We start from the raw sequence: 19,374 nt of genomic DNA, 5'->3' as shown, positions 1-19,374 counted from the left end.
AACAGAAACACCAGACAAAGCCTTACCACTACCATCAGTCACCCTAACAGAATAACTAGAACCATCCTTATAAACCATGACAAGATCGTTTGCAACCAAAATAGGCTTGCCAGCATCAGATGAACCAGCCTGCTTAACAGTAACTGTGTTTGAAACTGTGACATCATTGTAAGTCGCACTTAAAGTGTAGGTACCGACAGCCAAACCAATAGGCAAAGAAGCAACACCATTACCATCAGTCACCTTAGTATAAGACGCAGACTTAACCTTAAACACAACAGAAACACCAGACAAAGGAGAACCCTTAGCATCAGTCACCCTAACAGAATAACTAGAACCATCCTTGTGATTCATGACCAAATCGCTAGCGGTCAAAACGGGAACATTTGAAGAAGTTGCAGGATTAACAGTAACTGTGTTTGAAACTGTGACATCATTGTAAGTCGCACTTAAAGTGTAGGTACCGACAGCCAAACCAATAGGCAAAGAAGCAACACCATTACCATCAGTCACCTTAGTATAAGACGCAGACTTAACCTTAAACACAACAGAAACACCAGACAAAGGAGAACCCTTAGCATCAGTCACCCTAACAGAATAACTAGAACCATCCTTGTGATTCATGACCAAATCACTGCTTTCCAAAATTGCACTGTAATAACAGATGTTAGACAATCCTTCACCAGAATTGTAATTGTCGCTTTCAGATGTTACTGCCCTTAAGGTATCGTATTTTCCAGACAAGCCATTTGGAACAGCATAACTGAATTGGGCTACTCCATTGTTGTCGGTTGTTGCTTTTCCGATGTATTGGGAACCTCTATAGAACAATACTGCAACATTCTTAACTTTATTTCCTAAGGTATCTGCCACATTGGCCTTGATTGTGGTTGAAGAACCTTTTTTCGCTGTCACTTCAGGAACTGTAACAACAACGTTTCCTTTTTCAACAGTCAAGGCAGCAATAGTTTGAACTTTATTATAACCCTCTCTTAAGAATTCAGCAGCAATGGCGTATTTACCTACGTTTTCAGTAATTGATACGGACAAATTCACCTTTCCATTAACTGCATTTGCAGATCCCACGTAATTACCATTTACATAGAATTTTACTATGGTTTCAGAGTCATCATCAATACCAGTATCGGCCATTAAAGTGGCAGAACCTAAATATCCCACAGTAGCATTATTCAATGAAATACCCTTAAATTCATTTCCATAGTTATCATTGACTTCGTTATTTTGAGAACCTAACACTGCTCCATTTCCTGCAGAAGTTTCCCCTTTCAAATAATTATTATAAACCTCGTTTCCTGAAACACCAGTTAAGTTTACGGCATATCCCTTATCGGAAGTTATGTTATTTTTTGAAATTTTATTTCCAACAGAGTCTACTTTAAAGAACACTCCTGCATTGCCATAGCCTAAAGCATCAGGGTGTTTGCCAATCTCGATTTCCTCAGAACCGTTATTCTTAATAGAGATTATGTTGTTTGAAATGTTATTGTTACTTGAGCCGTAACCTGCTATACCAAATCCATATGATCCAACTGAACTTAAATTATTTCCGGAAATTACATTGTTCTGATTGTCAAACATTTCAACAATGTAGGAGACATTGGATTTTAGTGAAACATTGTTATTTGTGACATTTGAATTTTTGGCATACTCCAAAGTTACACCATATGCAGAATAATTGCCTACAACATCAATTCTATTATTTTTAATCAATATTTTGTCACTATTGTAACCACAGATTATACCAGTAGCAACATGATTTCCCCTTACAACAATAGTGTTATTTGTAAATTGACAGTGGTCAGATACCTCTGAGCTGCCTGAATTTGTTTCAGCACCTATTACTCCCATACCATATAAATAATTATCATTACCGTAAACCAAAACGTTGTTGCTGTCGAATACATTGTTGCTTGAGTCGAAATAAGCATCGATACCAACAAGGGAATTGGTAACCAACACACCGTTAATCTCCTTGACTGTCCTGTCCAATTTTGAAGTTACTGTAACGTTATTGGATTTGACTTGGTTGTTGGATGAAGTGATGAGTAGAATGCCATAAGTTCTGTAAATTTCCTTTATGATATTTTTGCCATCGAGACATGAATTGTCCCCATTAAGACACTTTGACGGTTCGAATGCATGAACTTCGCCAGAACCGTTGGTAAGGATTGTATTTCCTTCAATTATTGAATCTTCCAATCCCAAACCTAAAACCGTGTATGTCAAATAATCTCCAGAAGAGTATAATGCATTACCTTTAACTGTTGCATTATTCACATTGTTCAGATAGATTGCATACGCTGCATTTTTATCTGTGACTGAAATGTTATTGTTGACTATCATTAACCTGTTGACATCTTCGGCATAAATGCCCCAAGTGTTTAGATGGTTGGAATTGTTGTTTATAATATTCAAGTTTTCAATCCATACATTGTCTGAAGACACTATGAATTTGGAATTTCTAAATAGTGCATTGTCCCCAACGATTTTAACTGAAGATGAAATGATTGGGAACTTATCTGCAAATTCTCCAGTAAAGCTTAAAATGTCTCCATCCTTCACATCAATGTTTATCAGATTTCCATTGTCATCGAAGAATACATGATAGCTGTCAGGATCTATATTGTAAACCTTGCCGTCAAATTCGAATTCATTGTCAGGGACTACTTCACCGTCAGGAGTAAGAATTGTAGATGACCCTTTGATTGTATTTCCCTTAATAACATAGCTTTCCTTATTCGCATCCTTTGCATTGATTGCATACTGATTGGAAGTGGAAATGACATTATTTGAAATAGCTATGTTGGAAGGATATTTTGATTTTGATGACTTGGACAAGTAGATACCAATACCACTTTCTGAATCGATGTTGTTGTTTTCAGCTATCAAGCCTGAAAGTTTACCCACCTGTGTGATTCCTGCTCCGGAAACTGTTTTGATAGTATTGTCAATTACCTTGACATTGTCACCGTTTGCATTTACCCCAATACCTATTCCGTTGATAACTATATTGTTGTTTTGAACTGTTGAATTTTCAGCAGCATAGATTCCTGCATTTTCAATCAGACAGTTGATTAATTCGTTATTGGATACCAAAGAATTTTTACCGACGGCGATACCATAATCCCCACCTGTCAACTCACCAGTAGCGTAATTTTTACCCGTGATGTTGATAAGCTTGTTATTGATGACTTTGGTATTGTCTTCACCTGAAATACCCCTGTAGGTTCCAATTACCCTGTTTGAATCAGCAGTATTGTTTGAACCCATTAACTGAATACCGTAGCACCATGAAGTTGGAACAACGGCACATTTTACTGTATTGTTTAAAATAAGGTTGTTGTTGGATTTTCCACCTATAAATGATCCGCTACCATACTGTGAAAGGTAAATCGCATTTGCATCATCCACTTCAATATAATTCTCTTTAATTATGTTGTTATGGGCACCTCCCAAAACGACAGCACAAGTGGATTTTGTAGACCCCTCAAGAGAAATTCCTCCTGACTTAATCATGTTTCCAGAAATGACATTGTAGTTTGAACCTGGATTTAGAGCTATAGGAAAAGAACTTAATCCTGCGCAATAAATGTCATTGTTAATAATTAAACAGTTGGAAACTCCGGATAAAAGAATTCCCTGCTTATCCTCAATATTCAAGTTAATTATTTTTAGATTGGAAATGGTCGAACCGGAAGATCCAGATTTGAGAACAACTGAACCCTTATTAATGATTGCGTTATTTCCAGTGATTGTTATGTTTTTATCAATTATAAAATCCTTATTTGTAAAGTTTCCTGACAATGTTAATGTATCTCCGGTAGCCACATTACCTTTAAGAACACCATCATCATGGAAGTAATCACCATAATTACTTTCTGTTATGGTATAATCGTTGGTATTTGAAGCTAGAAGAACATTTGCATTGCCTTTGATTGTTCCATTGTCTTCAGCTGAAACTGCCCCCATGCACACCACCATGAGCAGCAGGAAGATTGGAAGCAACTTAAAATATTTCTTCATTAAATCTCTCCTCAAAATAATTATAAAATTTAATTTAGTAAAATTAAAGAATATATTATAATATATAATTAAAATTCTATATATAAATTACTAATGATATTTTATAAAATATACTTAAAATATAAAAAAGATTTAAATGCTTTAAATATTGAAAAAATTGCTTAAAATAATTTTTAATGTTTTAAAAAAAATAAAAAAAAAGTGAAAAATAAATTAAATCTTAAAAATTTTAATATCGATTTTATTAAAAAGGAGAGAACTAATCGTCCTCCCTATTTTTAATATAACCAACACCAAACAGAATAATCAAAACAATAACTGCAATGACTACAACTGCAGGAGTTGAAGATTCTCCGCTAGCCGCCTTTTTATTAACGTTTTTGTTAATTTCATAAGCTTCCTGTGTTTCTCCAGATTTACCATTGTCAGTTTGACTTTTAGATGTAGCAGAAGTACCACTTCCACCATGCCCACCAGTGGTTCCAGTAGCTGGACTGTCACCAACAGGAGATGCTGCTGCGGCCTCACCATTGTTTTCTGTAGAAGTTCCATTTACAATAACTGAGTCTTCATCATCCATACTGTTGTTAGGATCTTCGTTAGTGTCTACATTAGATTCATATTTAATATCCATTAATGTAGCATTAGCTAAAATATCAGCATATTTTTGTTTAGCTTCACTGCTAAGAGTACTTACTTGCATAACAATTTCGTTAAAGTTAATGTTCTTACAAGTGTGGTGACAACATGCAACACCAAAATCCACAGCATTTTGAATCATGTCATTAGCTAAATCTTCAAGTTTTTTCCTAGTTTCTTCATTTAAAGAATTTAAGAAGTCTGCTACCTCTTGAGGAGTTAAAGAATTTGAATTTAGAAACTCAGTAAATTTATTATTAATCTGATTTCCATTTTCATCAACCATTACCCATTTATTGTCCAATGCCATATAAATTCCCCAAGCACTTGAAGATGATGAAGCAGCCGCACTAGTAGTACTAGAAGCATGCTGATTTATATAAAGCATCGCATCTGCCAATAGATTACCTAATTCATTATTTATAGATCCTCCACTTGTAACCAAATATCCAAATAAATTTTGGACTTTGCTTGCAAAAGCATTCATACCCATATCTGATTTAGCCCATTCATCTAGGAACTTTTTATTAGTTAAAAATGATCTGATTTCAAATTCAATTTGTTCAGTATCACTTCTAGAAACATAATTATTCTTATTCCTGATATCGACAAATGCAGTATCTGGATTTGCACCCAATTGGGTAGCAGCATTCTTTAAACCTCCAAACCAATCATAATAATCGTCACTGTCAAGAACCCTCCAAGTACTGTCAAGGTTTTGAGTTATTAAGTTGGTCTTACTAAGTAAAAATTTATAATCATCTTTTTCTTGACTGATTACAATTTTACCATTGTCGTCGATTGTCCATGCATAAGAAACTTTATTGAGATATATATCTGCTAAAACTTCATTTACTGTATTTATATCCCAATTTGCAGTATTTGGAACAAAATTACTCATTCCAGTACCTTCCAATACATTACCTGGAAGACCGAATAATCTGTTTAATGTAGGATTTTCAGCATAATGTTTTTTTACGAAGTTAACAGAAGTGCTTTCTCCAGGAGCTTCATAAGCCAATCTTGTAGCTGTTACCAACCAAGTAATCCAATTTATATTACTTGTAACCATACTTGCATAAACGTCAATTCTAGGTCTGTTAACTACAGTTCCATTGGATAAAGTTACTTTTAAATCTTCAAGCGGGATTAATTCCACACCATCAACAGTTCCTGTTCTGGTCCATGTTGGTTTACAACCTAAGAAGTATAAGAACTCAGAAATTCCAATACCTTCGGTTCTTGAAATTTCAGTACCCCATAATATTAATGCAGTAAGTTCTGGCCATTCACCATGTTCTTCATAATAGTTTACTAAAAGCAAATCAACAATCTTTTTAGCTGATTCGAATGAAGCTTTTGATGGAACTTTTGTATGGTCAGTTGCATACCCATTGTAACCTGTTGGTATTGAATTGGAATATGCAGGATCAGCAAACAATCCTCCTTCAATGTATCCTCCATTTAATGCAGTTAATAAAGCATTCCACTCATTGTTAGCATAAATGTTCAAAATGACCTCTGCCATATATAGGGAATCATTATATAATTGTGAGTTTTTACCATATCCTAACAAACCAGCCAAATCATCACATGTAGTTTCATTAACTATTGAACTAACCATGGTATATAAAAATGATTTAATAAGAGCATCTTGGATTTGATATTTCTCATTACCTCTTATATCATCATAATACCTTAAACCAGCCAATTCTGGGAATAAATATGATAGAATATGATCATAAACATTTGTTTGTGAAGTTACAATAGTTTTAACTTCTTCTACTAAGTTTTCACCACTTAAAACATGTCCCAATGTATGTAATCCGAATGGGTTGAAATCATTTTCCATATCATCAAGGTACTTATGTAACTCATCCAACCATTGATCGAAAGTTTGGTCTTTGCCTTGAGTGCCAAAACCGAGTTTTTTAGCAAGCAAGATAATTTCAGCCTTGTAGTTTTCAGCATTATCAGATACATTAAGTTTTACAGCATTTTTATAACCATTAATGGCATTTGCTAAGTTTGTATAATTACCATACAATTCTGAACTAACAATAGCAGGAGTCATATGAGTAATCATCAATGCACCTAATCTATCACGAGCAACCATCGCTTCTCCAGGGTTTGATACAATATATGGATAAATTGTTGGAGTTAATGTTAACTCAAATGTCCAATCCCCTTCCTGTACACCAATTTGGTGCCCTGGTAAAAATTCCAAGGTTCCGTGTGTACCCATATTAATGATAACATCAGTTTTTGCTGTTTTATCCAACCATTCATAAAATGCAACATATTGCTGATGAGGTGGTAATGTAGTATCATGGTAATTAGCTACTTCTTCCCATCCTCTACTTGGTTGGAAAGTAATGAATACATTACCTAATTGAATACCCGGTATTACAATATATGTATTATTATATACCATTATCTTACCTAATCCATCTCCCCAATAATCAACTAATTGCATCATTGCATTTGGATTAATGGTGGATGTTAATTCATAATACTGATCAAGTGATATTAATTGATTGTTAGCCATTAAGCTATTCCAGTTCTCTTCAACATAGTTGTTTAATAAACCTTGTGCCCAAGTACCTTTGTTACCAAAGTTAGCTATAATATCACCTAACTTTTTAATATCAGGAATTTCCTCTTTGGTCATTCCTATATCATAACCATTGTCAACCAACAGTTCTAAAAGATCATGAACACTTTGATAAACATCCAAATATGAAGCACCGATTTCAGCCTTACCTGGCGGATAATTATAAAGCACAATAGCAATATTCTTATCAGCATTTGCTTTGTCCTTAAGATTTGCCCAACCAAGAGTCATTTTAACTAGTTTATCAACTCCAGATTCTATAAGATGAACTTTACCTAAATCATCAACATAAGAGGTTACGATAGCGCCGAATACTCCTTCAAAACTAGGAATGGTTACTGCATAAGTCCATTCCATTTGAGGACCCAATTCATTGTCATAGCCCTGTTGGGAAATATCGTTTACAACCTTAAGGATAGTCAAATCAAGCTCGCTCAAATCGTCAACTGCAGTGCCGTTCGCCATTCCACCATAATCAAGAGACCATGAGTAAAGGGAATTCACTGAAGATATTCCAATAGTTGAAGATTTTGCAATATCAACCAATATTGAAGACATTGCAGGACTGATTCCAGATTGGTAAATGTTGAAAGCAGGCCTTCCTGCAGCCTCATATTTTCTAATCAAAGAATCAATTAATTCACCACCAGCATAATAACTAGCTATTGCAATAAATGAGTTGTCATGAGGCTTGTTCTGTTTGTACCATTTTTCAAAAGTTTCCATATACTTTGCAGGGTCTAAATTGACCTTTTGCCATTCAGTAAAGTTTTCAGACATCCAATTTAAGCTTCCAACACCATCATGATTATATCCTGGATTATATAAAATCCATGAATTAATCTCTGTTTGAGAAGGTGTTACAGTTAAAGTTCCTAAATCAGGATGATAAAAACCAAATGTGGATGCAAGCAATGGAGTTCTAGTTGAATCCAATGTAGGGTTTGAATATTTGGCTGGGTTGATTAAATACTTAATATAATCTAAAAGGTTCGCCATGTTTTTATCCAAAACACTTTGTTCAGGAGTATCCTCTGCCTGGAAATATGAACCAATATAAGTATTTTCTATTGAATTCACATTATTATTAGATGGACTTCCCCCAACAAAATGCAGATCAATGGATTTTAATAAATCATCAGAATAAACACCAAATGTGTATGCAATTTTATAATTTTTATATGCCGGCGAATCCTTCAATATATCAGTGTTGAATGAATATGTTGGACCGTCGGTATACATGTCCAATTGAATAAAATTAGCATGTTCAAATAACCACTCTTTAGATTTATCATAATTAGTTGTTGAGACATAACAAACTCTTTTTGATAATTCCAACAATTTGTTAACCTTATCGTGATGAGAAGTGTAGTCTACAAAGAACAGGATATCCGGATAAAAAATATGATTGATATTAACTTTATTTGAAAGAACAATGTCTTTAGAATAAGTTTCATAAGTTTCTAGATTTATATTAACCTTATAATTTCCTTTAGCTAAATTAACTGATAGCAAACCTTTTGAATTTGTAGTTCCTTCAAAAACCTTCTTATTTGAAGAATCAAAAATTGTAACGATTGCCTTATCAGTAGCTACTCCATCTTCCACCCAGGTACCATTTCCTACGGAATAAGAATCCTTAACTTCAATATTAATAGTGGCATCATTAGCTGCTTTAACCAATGTAATTTCAGAATTATCAATATTTAATGAATTAACATCAGTATCATTTAAATTATAAGCAGAAACACTACTAATAGCCAAGCTTGAAAATATCATAAAAATTAGAACAAAAAAGACTTTATTTTTTAATTTTATATTTTCACCCCCGTTTAATTTATTATAAAGCCATAGAAATAATATAAAACGGAAAAAAAATATTTTATTATTATATACTACAATAAAAGATTATATGAAACATAATATATAAACTTATTTAAAAATTAAAAAAAATAAAGAAAACTTGAATTAGATATAAATCAATAACAAATTATTATTAAAATATAAAGAAAACTTGATAAAAAAATAAAAAATAAAAAAATAATTATAGCCTGTTAAGAGTAACCCACCTTCTGTTTAACAGCATTCATCTTAGCGAACTACCTTGCCTAGAACAGTTCATCATCAGCACCTTTGTTCTTGCATCCTATGGAATGGCCGTTTCACCGATTCTTCAGATGTCCTCAATTAAATATCATAGTCAACCATCTAAAGCCGTGTCGTTTCTGCTCCAGTGTCATACCTCTCGGCATACGTCTTTAAACGCCATAGTCTGTAATGATGGGCGGAGTTTCCTTAGTTTATAAAATAAACCAGCAGCTGTCTTTAACTTGCTATAATTATGAAAATAAATTAAGTAGCAGGGCCTAGATTTGAACTAGGGATCTCGGGGTTATGAGCCCCGCGGGATCACCAGACTACCCCACCCTGCTATAAGAAAAAACAGTAATTAAAACTACAATATAATATATAGATATTTTAATATATAAATTTAACTAATCAAAAAATAAAAAAAATAGAAGTGAATTCACCTCTAAATTATTTGTTTTCCAAATCAGTGAGTCTTTTATCAATTTCAGCTAATTTAGATTCAGTAGTTTTCTGAAACTCTGCAGAGTTTTCTTTGAACTTCTTGAATTCATCATCCAAAGCATCTACACGGCTGACAGTAGAATCGAATTTGGATTCCAAATCATCCAAGTCATCAGTAGTTGCTAAAGACCATTCCTTAATAAGCTCATCACTTTTATGATCAAGAAAAGCATCGATTTTTTTAGAAAACGCATCAGTGTTGAAGCTAGACATGTCAATGTCGCTTAATTTTACCTTGATTTTTTGACCCATGCCTTTGTCATCCTCATCATCGATGATGTCATCTTCCTCTGACTCTTTATTGCCTCTAAAGAAATTATTTATGTCTGCATCGGCGTTTATTGGAACACGTCCGCGGATTGATTCAAAAGCCTTTGGATTACTTTGAATGTAGTAATATATGAGAACTAAAATAGCCGCTATTAAAATAATGATTGCAATTGCTTCTGCTATCTCCATAATATCACCTATTTAGTGTTTTTGAGTTTTTGCTCTTTTGCTTCAATCTCCTTGAGCATTTTTTCTAATTTCTTCTGTTCTGTTTGCGCTTCGAGGCGTGCTAATCTCTCGTTAATTTCACTATGTAAGAAACCTACTTCATTTCTAACTTCAATTGTGGATTGTCTGATGTTAGAAAGAGCGTCTTGTTGATCTTGAGGAAGTGGAATTTGGTTATCCATTAACCTTTTGGATTCAATATCCTTTTCAACCATAGCCATCTTCTTAAGTTCGATTTGTTTTGCAAGCAAATCGATTTCATTTCTAGATTTGGATACGGCCCTCCATTCAACTGCAACAATAACGATAACAACACAAACAATAATCAATACTATTAGAATGAAAATTTGTTCCGGTATTATTGGAAAGTCCATCATTTTTACCTCCATACTTTTATAAGAATAGTATTATAAACAAAGTATATAAAATAAACTATTCTCAATATAATAATAGGTAATCAATATGATAGATGCATACATTAAAGCTGGAAAAATCGTTTCAGAAGTACGTGAAGAGGCTTCTAAAATGATTAAAGAAGGAACATTAGTATTAGATTTAGTTGAATATGTTGAAAGTGAAATTTTAAAGAAAGGTGCAGGAATCGCATTTCCATGTAATGTCTCAATAAATGAAATAGCTGCACATTATACATCACCATATCAAGATGAAACAAAAATAGAAGCTGGAGATATGGTTAAATTGGATTTGGGTGCACATATTGATGGATTTATTGCAGATTCCGCCATCACAGTAATGGCGGATGGAAAACATCTTGAGGAAAAACTGGGCAGCGATAGATTAAACAAGAATGAAGAGATTATTGAAGCGTCATCTGCAGGTCTTGACGCGGCATTAGGTACTGTTAAAGCAGGAGTTGAAGTTTGGGAAATTGGACAAGCAGTAAAAGAGGCGATAAACGAATATGGATTTAATCCTGTTTCAAACCTAACAGGACACAGCCTTGAACAGTACAATCTCCATGCAGGAATTTCAATTCCAAACATAAACAACCATGATCATACAAAACTCGAGGAAGGCCAGGCAATAGCTATAGAGCCATTTGCAACCGATGGAATAGGTTTTGTTAACGATGCGCCAGGAGCATACATATTCTCATTTTTAGCAGACAAACCATTTAGAATGAAACAGACACAACAGACCCTTACCTATATTGAGCACAATTATCCTCACCTTCCATTTTCAGGAAGATGGCTTACAGAAGAGTTTAAACCATCAAGAGTTCAACGCTCCCTTAAACAATTAGGTGAAGCTATGGCTATCTACCCATATAGCCCATTGAAGGAAAAAACTGGATGTTGGGTTTCACAAAAAGAACATACCGTAATTGTTGAAACAGATGGATGTACAATTACAACAATCTAAATTAAAAACAAAGTAAAAATTGTACGAAACTATAAAATTTACCCAGTTTAACTTAAAAAAATTTAAATAAATAAAAAATTAACTAAAAAATCACATCATTATTCAATAAATAAAAGAGAGTAAAATAGTTGCTCTCTTTTAAAATCTAATAGGTACGAACATACCTTCCTCTTTTCTTTTATTGATTTCCCTATTTGCTTGATGCTCTTTGGTTTCTCCTCTAATTTCAAGTAATGAAAGACCAGGAGTTACATCTTCAATAGAATCATATTCCAGCAAACCCACTTCAACAGCAGAATCAAACAACTCCAAACCTTTCTGAGTTCTTATGACCACTGTAGAGTAGCTTGGAGGAGAACCTGCAGTTCCAATGGCCAAATCTGCAAATAATGAACTGTAATCCTTACAGACATCACAGCCCGGCTGTTCCAATCCATGAATATCCTTAAGAGGCACTTTCAAACCTTCATCCCATGAGTTAAAATAGAAATGACCATGAGCAATATTCATTCTTTCAACATCCTGAAGATCAGTTCCCAAATCTTCAGCAAGTTCAGAAATAGCCTTATGAGAAAATGTCCTCATGCAAAAAACACCAAACAAAAGACTTATGGATTCTACAAATGAACCTATAGACATTGGATACTTATGAGCTTTTCTAACAACCTGACATTGGCAGGGAGTAAGAACAGCAGCTATATTTTTCAAGTTGCATTCATTGACAACTTCCTTGATAGCATTGATACTAGGACACATTGTATATTTGGTTCCAGCAGCCGCCAAAATCTCATCAGGAGTTGTAGCAATTTCAGGAACCGGAACCCAATCATTATCAGGATTTCCAGCCACCAAAGCCCCATCTATCATTCTTTCCTCTAATGCATAGATTAAAAGTGAAGATATTATTCCTCCATCTTGAGCATATTTGAAGATTTCATTATTTGTTGTTTTTGCAGACACTATTTTCTTATAGCTTCCTAACACCATGCTTCCACCTCCTCATGCAAAATCCATGCTTTTGGACAGATTACAAAGCAGCAGCCACAATGGACACACATGCTAAAATCAAGCTCTGGCCTTGTGTTATGCATTTCTATAGCTTCTTGAGGACATATAAAAGCACAACCGCTACAACCAGTACATAATTCATTGTTAACTGTAATTAAGATTGTTTTAGTTCTGAAATCATTTTCTTTTGACATTACAATTAATGGCTTAAGGTACTCCAAATTGTCATCTATTAAAGAAACGGCAACGCTATTTAAAAATTCATCAGATACTGATACTCCAGGAATGGTTATGTCCGGCTTGAAGGCAATACATGAGCCAAGAGATATTAGAATATCAGCATTTTCACTTATATCCAAAATAAGATCCTTGGAAATAGTATTATCTACAAAACAAATATCCATTTTCGGAATATCCATATTAATATCATTGTAAACAATGTCAAATTCACTGAAATTGGACAATACTTTTCTGTATGGTACGCAACCAACCTTTAAAACATTTTCAGAAGACCCGTTCAGGTCTTTATTTAAGAATTCGCTAATTTTTGAAAGCATAAAATCATCCCCATAATTCAAATAATAAATTATAGGAACTCATATATAATATTTAGCATTTAATAAAAAAAGTTAGAAAAAGAGCTAGATAGCCCCAATTTCTTTTAAAATAATGTCCATAGCTTCTGGAATTGCATTTTCCACTTCTTCTGTTAATCCCATCTCAACATCTGGAGAAGTAATTTCACCAGGTTTGCAACCTACAATAACAACTTCACAGCTTTCTGCAAGTTCATGAAGTGGTTCTTCCACAGGCCATGTGTGCACATTTTCATATTTTCCTTTTGGCATGTCAAAAGGACTGAATACTTTAACAGTACCAGGTTCTGCATCGAATTCTACAACATCAATCACAATAACCTTTTTCCATTTTTCATCAGGAAGTGAGAAAATAAAGTGTGTTGCACCTGTTCCAGCATCTACAAGCATGGTTTCGTCAGGCATTTCTTTATCTTCAAAGTATTCTTCTAATTTGTGGATTACCATCGGTCCAAAACCATCATCTTTAAATAAAACGTTTCCACAGCCAACTACTAATGTATCTACATGATAAGGCATTTGATGTCCTCCTTGTTTTTAATTATAAATTTAAATTCCCAAGTAATTAAAAATTTCGATATAAACACATTAAATAATTTTTCTTATTAACACTGAAGTGTTATTAGTATTGCCTGTTGGCAAAACCATTACTTCTTTATGGAATCCTCTTGTGTCTTTTTCTGTGACCGGAGAATATAAAATAGCCCTCATCCCAGTATATGTCCTATAAATAATTGGAGTATCCACATCAACATATTCCCAAATATTTGAAAATACCCTTTCTTTAGGTTCTGCAAGGGCAGCAACCATTAGAATGTCATAATCCAAATCTTTAATAACAGTTTCATCACCAACAACTATTTCAATTTCATTCTCAAGATTTAATTTTTTAAGAACTTCACGAGAAAGTTCTGCAACGGTTTCCTGGATTTCAATACCTATGCATTTACAACCAAATACCTTGTTAAACATTATGAGAGTTAATGGTAATGGCCCACTTCCAAGAAATACGAATGTTTTCTGACTGTTAAATCTGACTAATTGGCTTTCGTTATTAATTAAACCTATATATCTGTCGTAAAAATGGAAAGAATCTAAAGTAGCTTTTGGATTATCAGATTCCAATATCTTCAATGCATTTTCTGTTTCGAGACGAGCCCCGACATATACATAAAACTCCCGTATTAGTTTTAAGGCCCTGTTCATTTTTTCATCATCAAGAATATGTTTTGCTGAATCAAAATCTATAGTATTGTCATGAGCAATGATTTCAACTTCATCCAATAATTCAATAATATCATTAATATCTACATTATCTAAAGCAGATTCACCATATTTATCCAAATCACCATATAATAAAAGATTATCTGCAATTTCACTGATTTTGCCCCAATATTTATAACAACTCATAATAGCACCTCATTTAAATAATGTTCTTAATCATGTGAACTGTTGTATACTCGTTATTAGAATCATAGATGATGGAATAATTTTGAGCTTGCCAAAATTGTAATGCTCCAGGCAAGTTTCTTTGAGTATGTAAATAGATATTTTGATAATTTTTAGATTCGGAAAACTTTTCAACATATTTCACTAATCTTGATCCGATACCCTTTCTTCGGTATTTTGAATCTATCATTAATCTCCAAATACTTGCAGTCGTATCTTTAAAGTAGACTCCTTCAAACTCCTCAAAATGTTTATCATAACCTCTAACGCCAATACAACCAATAATTTTCCCATTATCATTAGTGGCTACATAAAAATTATTTCTATCATCAGTTAAATAAGTATCCTTTAAATTAACAATATCATTATGAAAACTAGGAACATAACCATAACCAAACTCTTCTTTTATATGATTAAATAAAAACTTTTGGATATCTTTAATTTTTATATTAGACAATGATAATGGCTTTATATCAATATTCATTTTCCCACCGAAGATCATGTGTTTTTATAATTCTGTAAATAGCCATATAATTCCATTAAAAAATAGAAAATTAGTCTAATAAACCTCATTACTAAATAGAAAATATTAGAGATTATTCCTACTCTAATGATTTTCTAATTTAGTGATTTATATAGAGGTTAGTTTGGCTGACTAAATACTAAACTAACTATTTGGGACATTATTGTTTACTTTAATTTTAGAAATGATCCAAATTAGTGATAAGAAGTAATATCTTACCCATATAATAAGTAATAGTAATACGCATATAAGTATTACTAAAAAACTTCAATGAAAAAAATCATTTAAATCACTTTATTAGATATTATTCCAATTATAAAAGAGAAATATGAATTATTAGAAGATATTTTTAAAAAATACTCAATAAACAGACAGTAAAATTAAAAAGTAATACCAATTTTCATATATATAATGCAAAATAAATAAAAAAAATGCCTAAAATCCATAAAAATCTTAAAAAATAGAGACCTGAAATCCATCATTAAAATAAATGATAGAAATGAAAGAAATAAAAAAAATACCTTATTTAAGAAATGATAAACAAGTAATACTTTTTATAGAATTATTACTACAAAAATCCTTGAAAAATCACCAAAAACGCCATCTAAAAAAAAAGTAATACAAAAAATTGAAAATATATGTTAAAAGTAATACTTTAATAAACTTTATTAATAATAAAATAAAAAATACCATACAGAAGCTTAAATCGCTTAAAAGTAATACTTTATGGCCCAAAAAAGCCAAAAAAGTATTAACATCAATACAGGAGGAAAAAAACATTGCACATACCAGACGGATTTATACCTTTATGGCAATGCGCCATTTATTATATTATATTAATAATAGCCCTTTACTTCTCGACAAAATGGGCATCAAAAAATTTAGATGAGAAAAGAATACCTCTTCTTGCAGTATTATCTGCTGGAATATTTGCCATAATGTCAATGAATATGCCAATACCTTTTGGTACAAGTGGACATATGGTAGGTGGAGCTTTAGTTGCAATAATATTTTTAGCACCTGAAGCAGCAGTAATCGTATTTACAATCGTTCTCCTAATCCAATCATTAATTTTTGGAGATGGAGGAATTACTGTTCTTGGAGCAAATGTCTTAAATATGGCAATAATCGGAGGAGGAGTCGGATTATATACATTTAAAGGACTTAGAAAAATTATTGGAGAATTTCCAGCAATTGCAATTGGAGCATGGTTAGCTACACTCTTATCTGCCCTCGCATGTGCTATTGAAATGGCAATAGCAGGGACATTCCCACTAGTGGCTGGAATTGGTTCAATGGTATTATACCACGCATTTATTGGAATAATAGAAGCAGCATTAACTGTAATTGTTATTGGAGCTATTCAAAAATACAGACCAGATCTTCTTGAATGGAAAAAATTACAAACAAAAGGTGGAGAATAAAATGGAAAAAAATAATATATATCTAATTGTAATAGCCATAATCATTTGCGTTGTTTTAGGATGTTTATCTCCATTTATAGCCTCTGGAAACCCAGATGGTCTTGAAAAATCTGCAGAAGATTCTGGAGTTGGAGAAACCGAAGCATTTTTCCAATCACCATTCCCAGACTACACCTTTGAAGCATTAGGAATTGGTGGAGAAGTACTAGTCCTCATAGTGGGAGCATTAGTAACATTAGCTGTAGGTTTTGGAGTTGGAGAAATTCTAAAAAAAAGAAAAAGTTAACTTAACTTTTTCTTAAATTACTTTAAAATAATAATTTATACTACTTTTTACATAATAATTAATAATAAACAGATAAGAGGAATATTTTGGCAAATATAACAAAGGCCTTAGACTTAGATGCATTAGCATCTGGAGATAGTCCAATCCATAGATTAGAAGGAAGGGTAAAATTAGTTTCATGTATACTCATCATAGTATATTGTGTATTTTCATCAGAATTAATCGTACCGATCATATTAGAAATCTATTTACTTATATTATTATATTTATCAAAATTATCCTTTGCAAATTCTTTTAAAAGAATATTAATTCTACTTCCATTTGGCGGAATGATTATAATTTTCCAACCATTTTTACAACCAGGAAATGTATTATGGAGTTATTCATGGTTACAAATTAGTGATGTTGGTTTAAATTTTGCTATTTTACTATTTGCACGTTTAATAGTATCATTAACTGCCATCGTAATATTGTCCTCCACAAGCCCAATGGAACAAATTGTTGCATCATTTAGAAAACTTAAAATGCCTAAGGATTTTGCAATGATTTTAACAATAATGGTTAGATTCCTTTTTGTGTTCATAGATGAATTAGAAACTATTAAAAAAGCACAAAAATCAAGAAATTTTAATATACATTCAAAACTAACCCCATATAAATGGAGATTGAGACAAGTAGGTTATAGCATAGCTATGATGTTTTTAAAATCATATGAACAAGGAGAAAGAACTTATCAAAGTATGGTAAGTAGAGGATTTAGTGAACATTCCCAATTGTTTAATGAAAAAACATCCCTGGAGAAAAACGATTATATTTTTATAGTATCATTGATTGTTGTACTAGCCATATTGACTGTGATAATTTTCGTATTTCCTGAGAAATTAGGCTATTTTGGAGAAAACCTAGCATTAAACTAAAAGGTAATTAAAATGGAAGAAATTGTACTTAAAACCAATAATTTAAATTATATTTATCAGGATGGAGCACATGCCCTTAAAAACGTGAATATTGAAATCAGAAGAGGGGAAAAGGTTGCAATAATGGGGCCAAATGGTGCTGGGAAATCAACACTTTTCTTACATTTCAATGGTTTAAATGAGCCTTCAAGTGGAAATATTGAAATTAATGGAAAACCTATAAAATATGATAAAAAGGAGCTACTTGAAGTTAGGCAAAAAGTAGGAATAGTTTTCCAAAATCCTAACGATCAGCTATTTGCACCTAGCGTAAAGGAAGATGTTGCATTCGGGCCCATGAATCTGGGATTGAGTCATGAGGAAGTTGAAAAACGAACCCATGAAGCTTTGGAACTTGTTGAAATGACAGAATCTGAAAACAAGCCCCCTCACCATTTAAGTGGAGGACAGCAAAAAAGAATAGCCATTGCAGGAATAATAGCGATGATGCCTGAAATAATGGTTCTGGATGAACCAACAGCAGGCCTTGATCCTCATGGAGTTGACCAAATATTGAAAATCTTAAATAAGCTAAATGAGGACGGAATGACAATAGTGATATCCTCCCATGACGTTGAAATGATCAATGATTTTGCAGACCGCATTTTTGTTTTGAAAGATGGAGAAATCATTGGAGATGGAACTCCTGATGAAATCTTTTCAAATCATGAGCTACTTGAAACTGCAAGTTTAAAACCACCAAAAACTGCAGAAATTTTAAAAATTCTTAAAAATAATGGTTTGGATGTCAATATTAATAAAATAAAAGTAGATGAATGCTGTAATGAAATATTACAAGCTAAAAAAAGTTAACTTTTTCTTTTTAATTTGTTTTTCAGTTTCTTGATAAATTCAAATTCCTGTTCATAGTCTAAAGTATTACCATAACCACAATTAGGACAATGAACAGTTGATGAACAATGTTTTCCGCATCCGGAACATCCCCTATTTGGAACATTATTTTCATCAAATTCAAATCCACACATTCTACATTGCATATTATCATTCTATTTCTATGTTTTTAGCTTCTTCTTTACGAAGACAAACAGAATATCCTTTAATTTTAAATTTAACTGGATCTCCCAATGGTGCCACTTTTTCCATTTTAATTTTTGAGCCTTTTACAAAACCCATACCCAATAAATGTCTTCTTAAGTCAGAGTCACCATCATGATTTAGGGATTTAATGATTACTTCCTCACCTGGTTTTGCATCTAATAAAGTTTTTGTTGCCATTTTATTATAACTCCTTAATTTTTAGGTATGCCTAAATTAAAGTTTAGGAGAACCTAAATTTTAACTAAATTATATTATATAATTACCCATATATAAATATTTCGAAATATCAAAAAAAAAAAGAAA

General features: G+C 32.6%; 16 protein-coding genes, 1 tRNA gene and 1 other RNA gene. 5 read left to right on the top strand and 13 right to left on the bottom strand.

The window, feature by feature from the left end; all coding sequences use genetic code 11:
• The 6 genes from Q4P18_RS00695 to Q4P18_RS00670 form a co-directional block, all read right to left on the bottom strand.
• Positions 1 to 4,044: right-handed parallel beta-helix repeat-containing protein (locus tag Q4P18_RS00695; RefSeq protein WP_303334462.1), on the bottom strand; the 4,044-nt coding region annotated here is incomplete at its 3' end.
• Positions 4,045 to 4,303: 259 nt separating this feature from the next.
• Entirely contained in the window at positions 4,304 to 9,076 is a 4,773-nt protein-coding gene (locus Q4P18_RS00690; RefSeq protein ID WP_303334460.1) for a cobaltochelatase subunit CobN, read from the bottom strand.
• A 270-nt stretch (positions 9,077 to 9,346) separates the two neighbouring features.
• An RNA gene (gene rnpB, locus Q4P18_RS00685) (RNase P RNA component) lies at positions 9,347 to 9,631 on the bottom strand.
• Positions 9,632 to 9,654: 23 nt separating this feature from the next.
• Positions 9,655 to 9,729: transfer RNA gene (locus Q4P18_RS00680), tRNA-Met, on the bottom strand.
• A gap of 106 nt (positions 9,730 to 9,835) precedes the next feature.
• Entirely contained in the window at positions 9,836 to 10,348 is a 513-nt protein-coding gene (locus Q4P18_RS00675; protein ID WP_303334458.1) for a hypothetical protein, read from the bottom strand.
• A gap of 8 nt (positions 10,349 to 10,356) precedes the next feature.
• The gene (locus Q4P18_RS00670; RefSeq protein WP_303335146.1) at positions 10,357 to 10,761 is read right to left on the bottom strand and encodes a hypothetical protein; all 405 of its coding nucleotides are present in this window, start codon (positions 10,759 to 10,761) and stop codon (positions 10,357 to 10,359) included.
• 88 nt (positions 10,762 to 10,849) lie between these two features.
• Between Q4P18_RS00670 and map the strand changes: the two genes are divergently transcribed.
• Positions 10,850 to 11,770, top strand: coding sequence for a type II methionyl aminopeptidase (gene map, locus Q4P18_RS00665; protein WP_303334456.1), 921 nt, complete (start codon positions 10,850 to 10,852; stop codon positions 11,768 to 11,770).
• Between the two features lie 138 nt (positions 11,771 to 11,908).
• Here map and Q4P18_RS00660 read toward each other — a convergent pair whose 3' ends face one another.
• From Q4P18_RS00660 to Q4P18_RS00640, 5 genes are all read right to left on the bottom strand, one after another.
• Positions 11,909 to 12,757: a Coenzyme F420 hydrogenase/dehydrogenase, beta subunit C-terminal domain gene (locus Q4P18_RS00660; RefSeq protein ID WP_303334454.1), complete on the bottom strand. Its 849-nt coding sequence runs from the start codon at positions 12,755 to 12,757 to the stop codon at positions 11,909 to 11,911.
• Positions 12,748 to 13,335 carry a 4Fe-4S binding protein gene (locus Q4P18_RS00655; protein WP_303334452.1) on the bottom strand — a complete coding sequence of 196 codons (588 nt, stop codon included), beginning with the start codon at positions 13,333 to 13,335 and terminating at the stop codon, positions 12,748 to 12,750. Before Q4P18_RS00655 ends, Q4P18_RS00660 begins: the two co-directional genes overlap by 10 nt.
• Positions 13,336 to 13,419: 84 nt before the next feature.
• On the bottom strand, positions 13,420 to 13,893 hold the full coding sequence (gene frhD, locus Q4P18_RS00650) for a coenzyme F420-reducing hydrogenase, FrhD protein (RefSeq protein ID WP_303334450.1): 474 nt from the start codon (positions 13,891 to 13,893) through the stop codon (positions 13,420 to 13,422).
• Positions 13,894 to 13,962: 69 nt separating this feature from the next.
• Entirely contained in the window at positions 13,963 to 14,784 is an 822-nt protein-coding gene (locus tag Q4P18_RS00645; RefSeq protein WP_303334448.1) for a nicotianamine synthase family protein, read from the bottom strand.
• A gap of 13 nt (positions 14,785 to 14,797) precedes the next feature.
• Positions 14,798 to 15,307 carry a GNAT family N-acetyltransferase gene (locus Q4P18_RS00640; protein WP_303334446.1) on the bottom strand — a complete coding sequence of 170 codons (510 nt, stop codon included), beginning with the start codon at positions 15,305 to 15,307 and terminating at the stop codon, positions 14,798 to 14,800.
• Between the two features lie 818 nt (positions 15,308 to 16,125).
• On the opposite strand from Q4P18_RS00640, the gene cbiM reads away from it, so the two are divergent.
• The 4 genes from cbiM (at position 16,126) to Q4P18_RS00620 (ending at position 18,825) form a co-directional block, all read left to right on the top strand.
• Complete coding sequence (gene cbiM, locus Q4P18_RS00635; RefSeq protein ID WP_303334444.1) at positions 16,126 to 16,770, top strand: cobalt transporter CbiM; 645 nt, start codon at positions 16,126 to 16,128, stop codon at positions 16,768 to 16,770.
• A gap of 1 nt (position 16,771) precedes the next feature.
• On the top strand, positions 16,772 to 17,056 hold the full coding sequence (locus Q4P18_RS00630; RefSeq protein WP_303334442.1) for a PDGLE domain-containing protein: 285 nt from the start codon (positions 16,772 to 16,774) through the stop codon (positions 17,054 to 17,056).
• Positions 17,057 to 17,142: 86 nt separating this feature from the next.
• Entirely contained in the window at positions 17,143 to 17,973 is an 831-nt protein-coding gene (cbiQ, locus tag Q4P18_RS00625; protein WP_303334440.1) for a cobalt ECF transporter T component CbiQ, read from the top strand.
• A gap of 12 nt (positions 17,974 to 17,985) precedes the next feature.
• Entirely contained in the window at positions 17,986 to 18,825 is an 840-nt protein-coding gene (locus Q4P18_RS00620; RefSeq protein ID WP_303334438.1) for an energy-coupling factor ABC transporter ATP-binding protein, read from the top strand.
• Here Q4P18_RS00620 and Q4P18_RS00615 read toward each other — a convergent pair.
• Together Q4P18_RS00615 and Q4P18_RS00610 are read right to left on the bottom strand one after the other, a co-directional pair.
• Entirely contained in the window at positions 18,822 to 19,010 is a 189-nt protein-coding gene (locus Q4P18_RS00615) for a hypothetical protein (RefSeq protein WP_303334437.1), read from the bottom strand. The two genes, Q4P18_RS00620 and Q4P18_RS00615, sit on opposite strands and share 4 nt — an antisense overlap.
• A 4-nt stretch (positions 19,011 to 19,014) precedes the next feature.
• Positions 19,015 to 19,248, bottom strand: a complete 234-nt coding sequence (locus Q4P18_RS00610) for a FeoA family protein (protein ID WP_303334434.1) — start codon at positions 19,246 to 19,248, stop codon at positions 19,015 to 19,017.
• Between the last annotated feature and the right edge of the window lie 126 nt (positions 19,249 to 19,374).

Origin of the sequence: Methanobrevibacter sp., assembly GCF_030539665.1 — an archaeon.
In the GTDB taxonomy this organism is placed as follows: Archaea; Methanobacteriota; Methanobacteria; order Methanobacteriales; family Methanobacteriaceae; genus Methanocatella.
Note: the sequence above shows the minus strand (reverse complement) of the source record. Positions and strands in the feature narration are given on the sequence as shown.

Coding starts and splice junctions, on each gene's coding strand:
- Q4P18_RS00690 (WP_303334460.1), bottom strand. CDS start 9,076: ATGATATTTTCAAGCTTGGCTATTAGTAGTGTTTCTGCTTATAATTTA.
- Q4P18_RS00675 (WP_303334458.1), bottom strand. CDS start 10,348: ATGGAGATAGCAGAAGCAATTGCAATCATTATTTTAATAGCGGCTATT.
- Q4P18_RS00670 (WP_303335146.1), bottom strand. CDS start 10,761: ATGGACTTTCCAATAATACCGGAACAAATTTTCATTCTAATAGTATTG.
- map (WP_303334456.1), top strand. CDS start 10,850: ATGATAGATGCATACATTAAAGCTGGAAAAATCGTTTCAGAAGTACGT.
- Q4P18_RS00660 (WP_303334454.1), bottom strand. CDS start 12,757: ATGGTGTTAGGAAGCTATAAGAAAATAGTGTCTGCAAAAACAACAAAT.
- Q4P18_RS00655 (WP_303334452.1), bottom strand. CDS start 13,335: ATGCTTTCAAAAATTAGCGAATTCTTAAATAAAGACCTGAACGGGTCT.
- frhD (WP_303334450.1), bottom strand. CDS start 13,893: ATGCCTTATCATGTAGATACATTAGTAGTTGGCTGTGGAAACGTTTTA.
- Q4P18_RS00645 (WP_303334448.1), bottom strand. CDS start 14,784: ATGAGTTGTTATAAATATTGGGGCAAAATCAGTGAAATTGCAGATAAT.
- Q4P18_RS00640 (WP_303334446.1), bottom strand. CDS start 15,307: ATGAATATTGATATAAAGCCATTATCATTGTCTAATATAAAAATTAAA.
- Q4P18_RS00630 (WP_303334442.1), top strand. CDS start 16,772: ATGGAAAAAAATAATATATATCTAATTGTAATAGCCATAATCATTTGC.
- Q4P18_RS00620 (WP_303334438.1), top strand. CDS start 17,986: ATGGAAGAAATTGTACTTAAAACCAATAATTTAAATTATATTTATCAG.
- Q4P18_RS00615 (WP_303334437.1), bottom strand. CDS start 19,010: ATGCAATGTAGAATGTGTGGATTTGAATTTGATGAAAATAATGTTCCA.
- Q4P18_RS00610 (WP_303334434.1), bottom strand. CDS start 19,248: ATGGCAACAAAAACTTTATTAGATGCAAAACCAGGTGAGGAAGTAATC.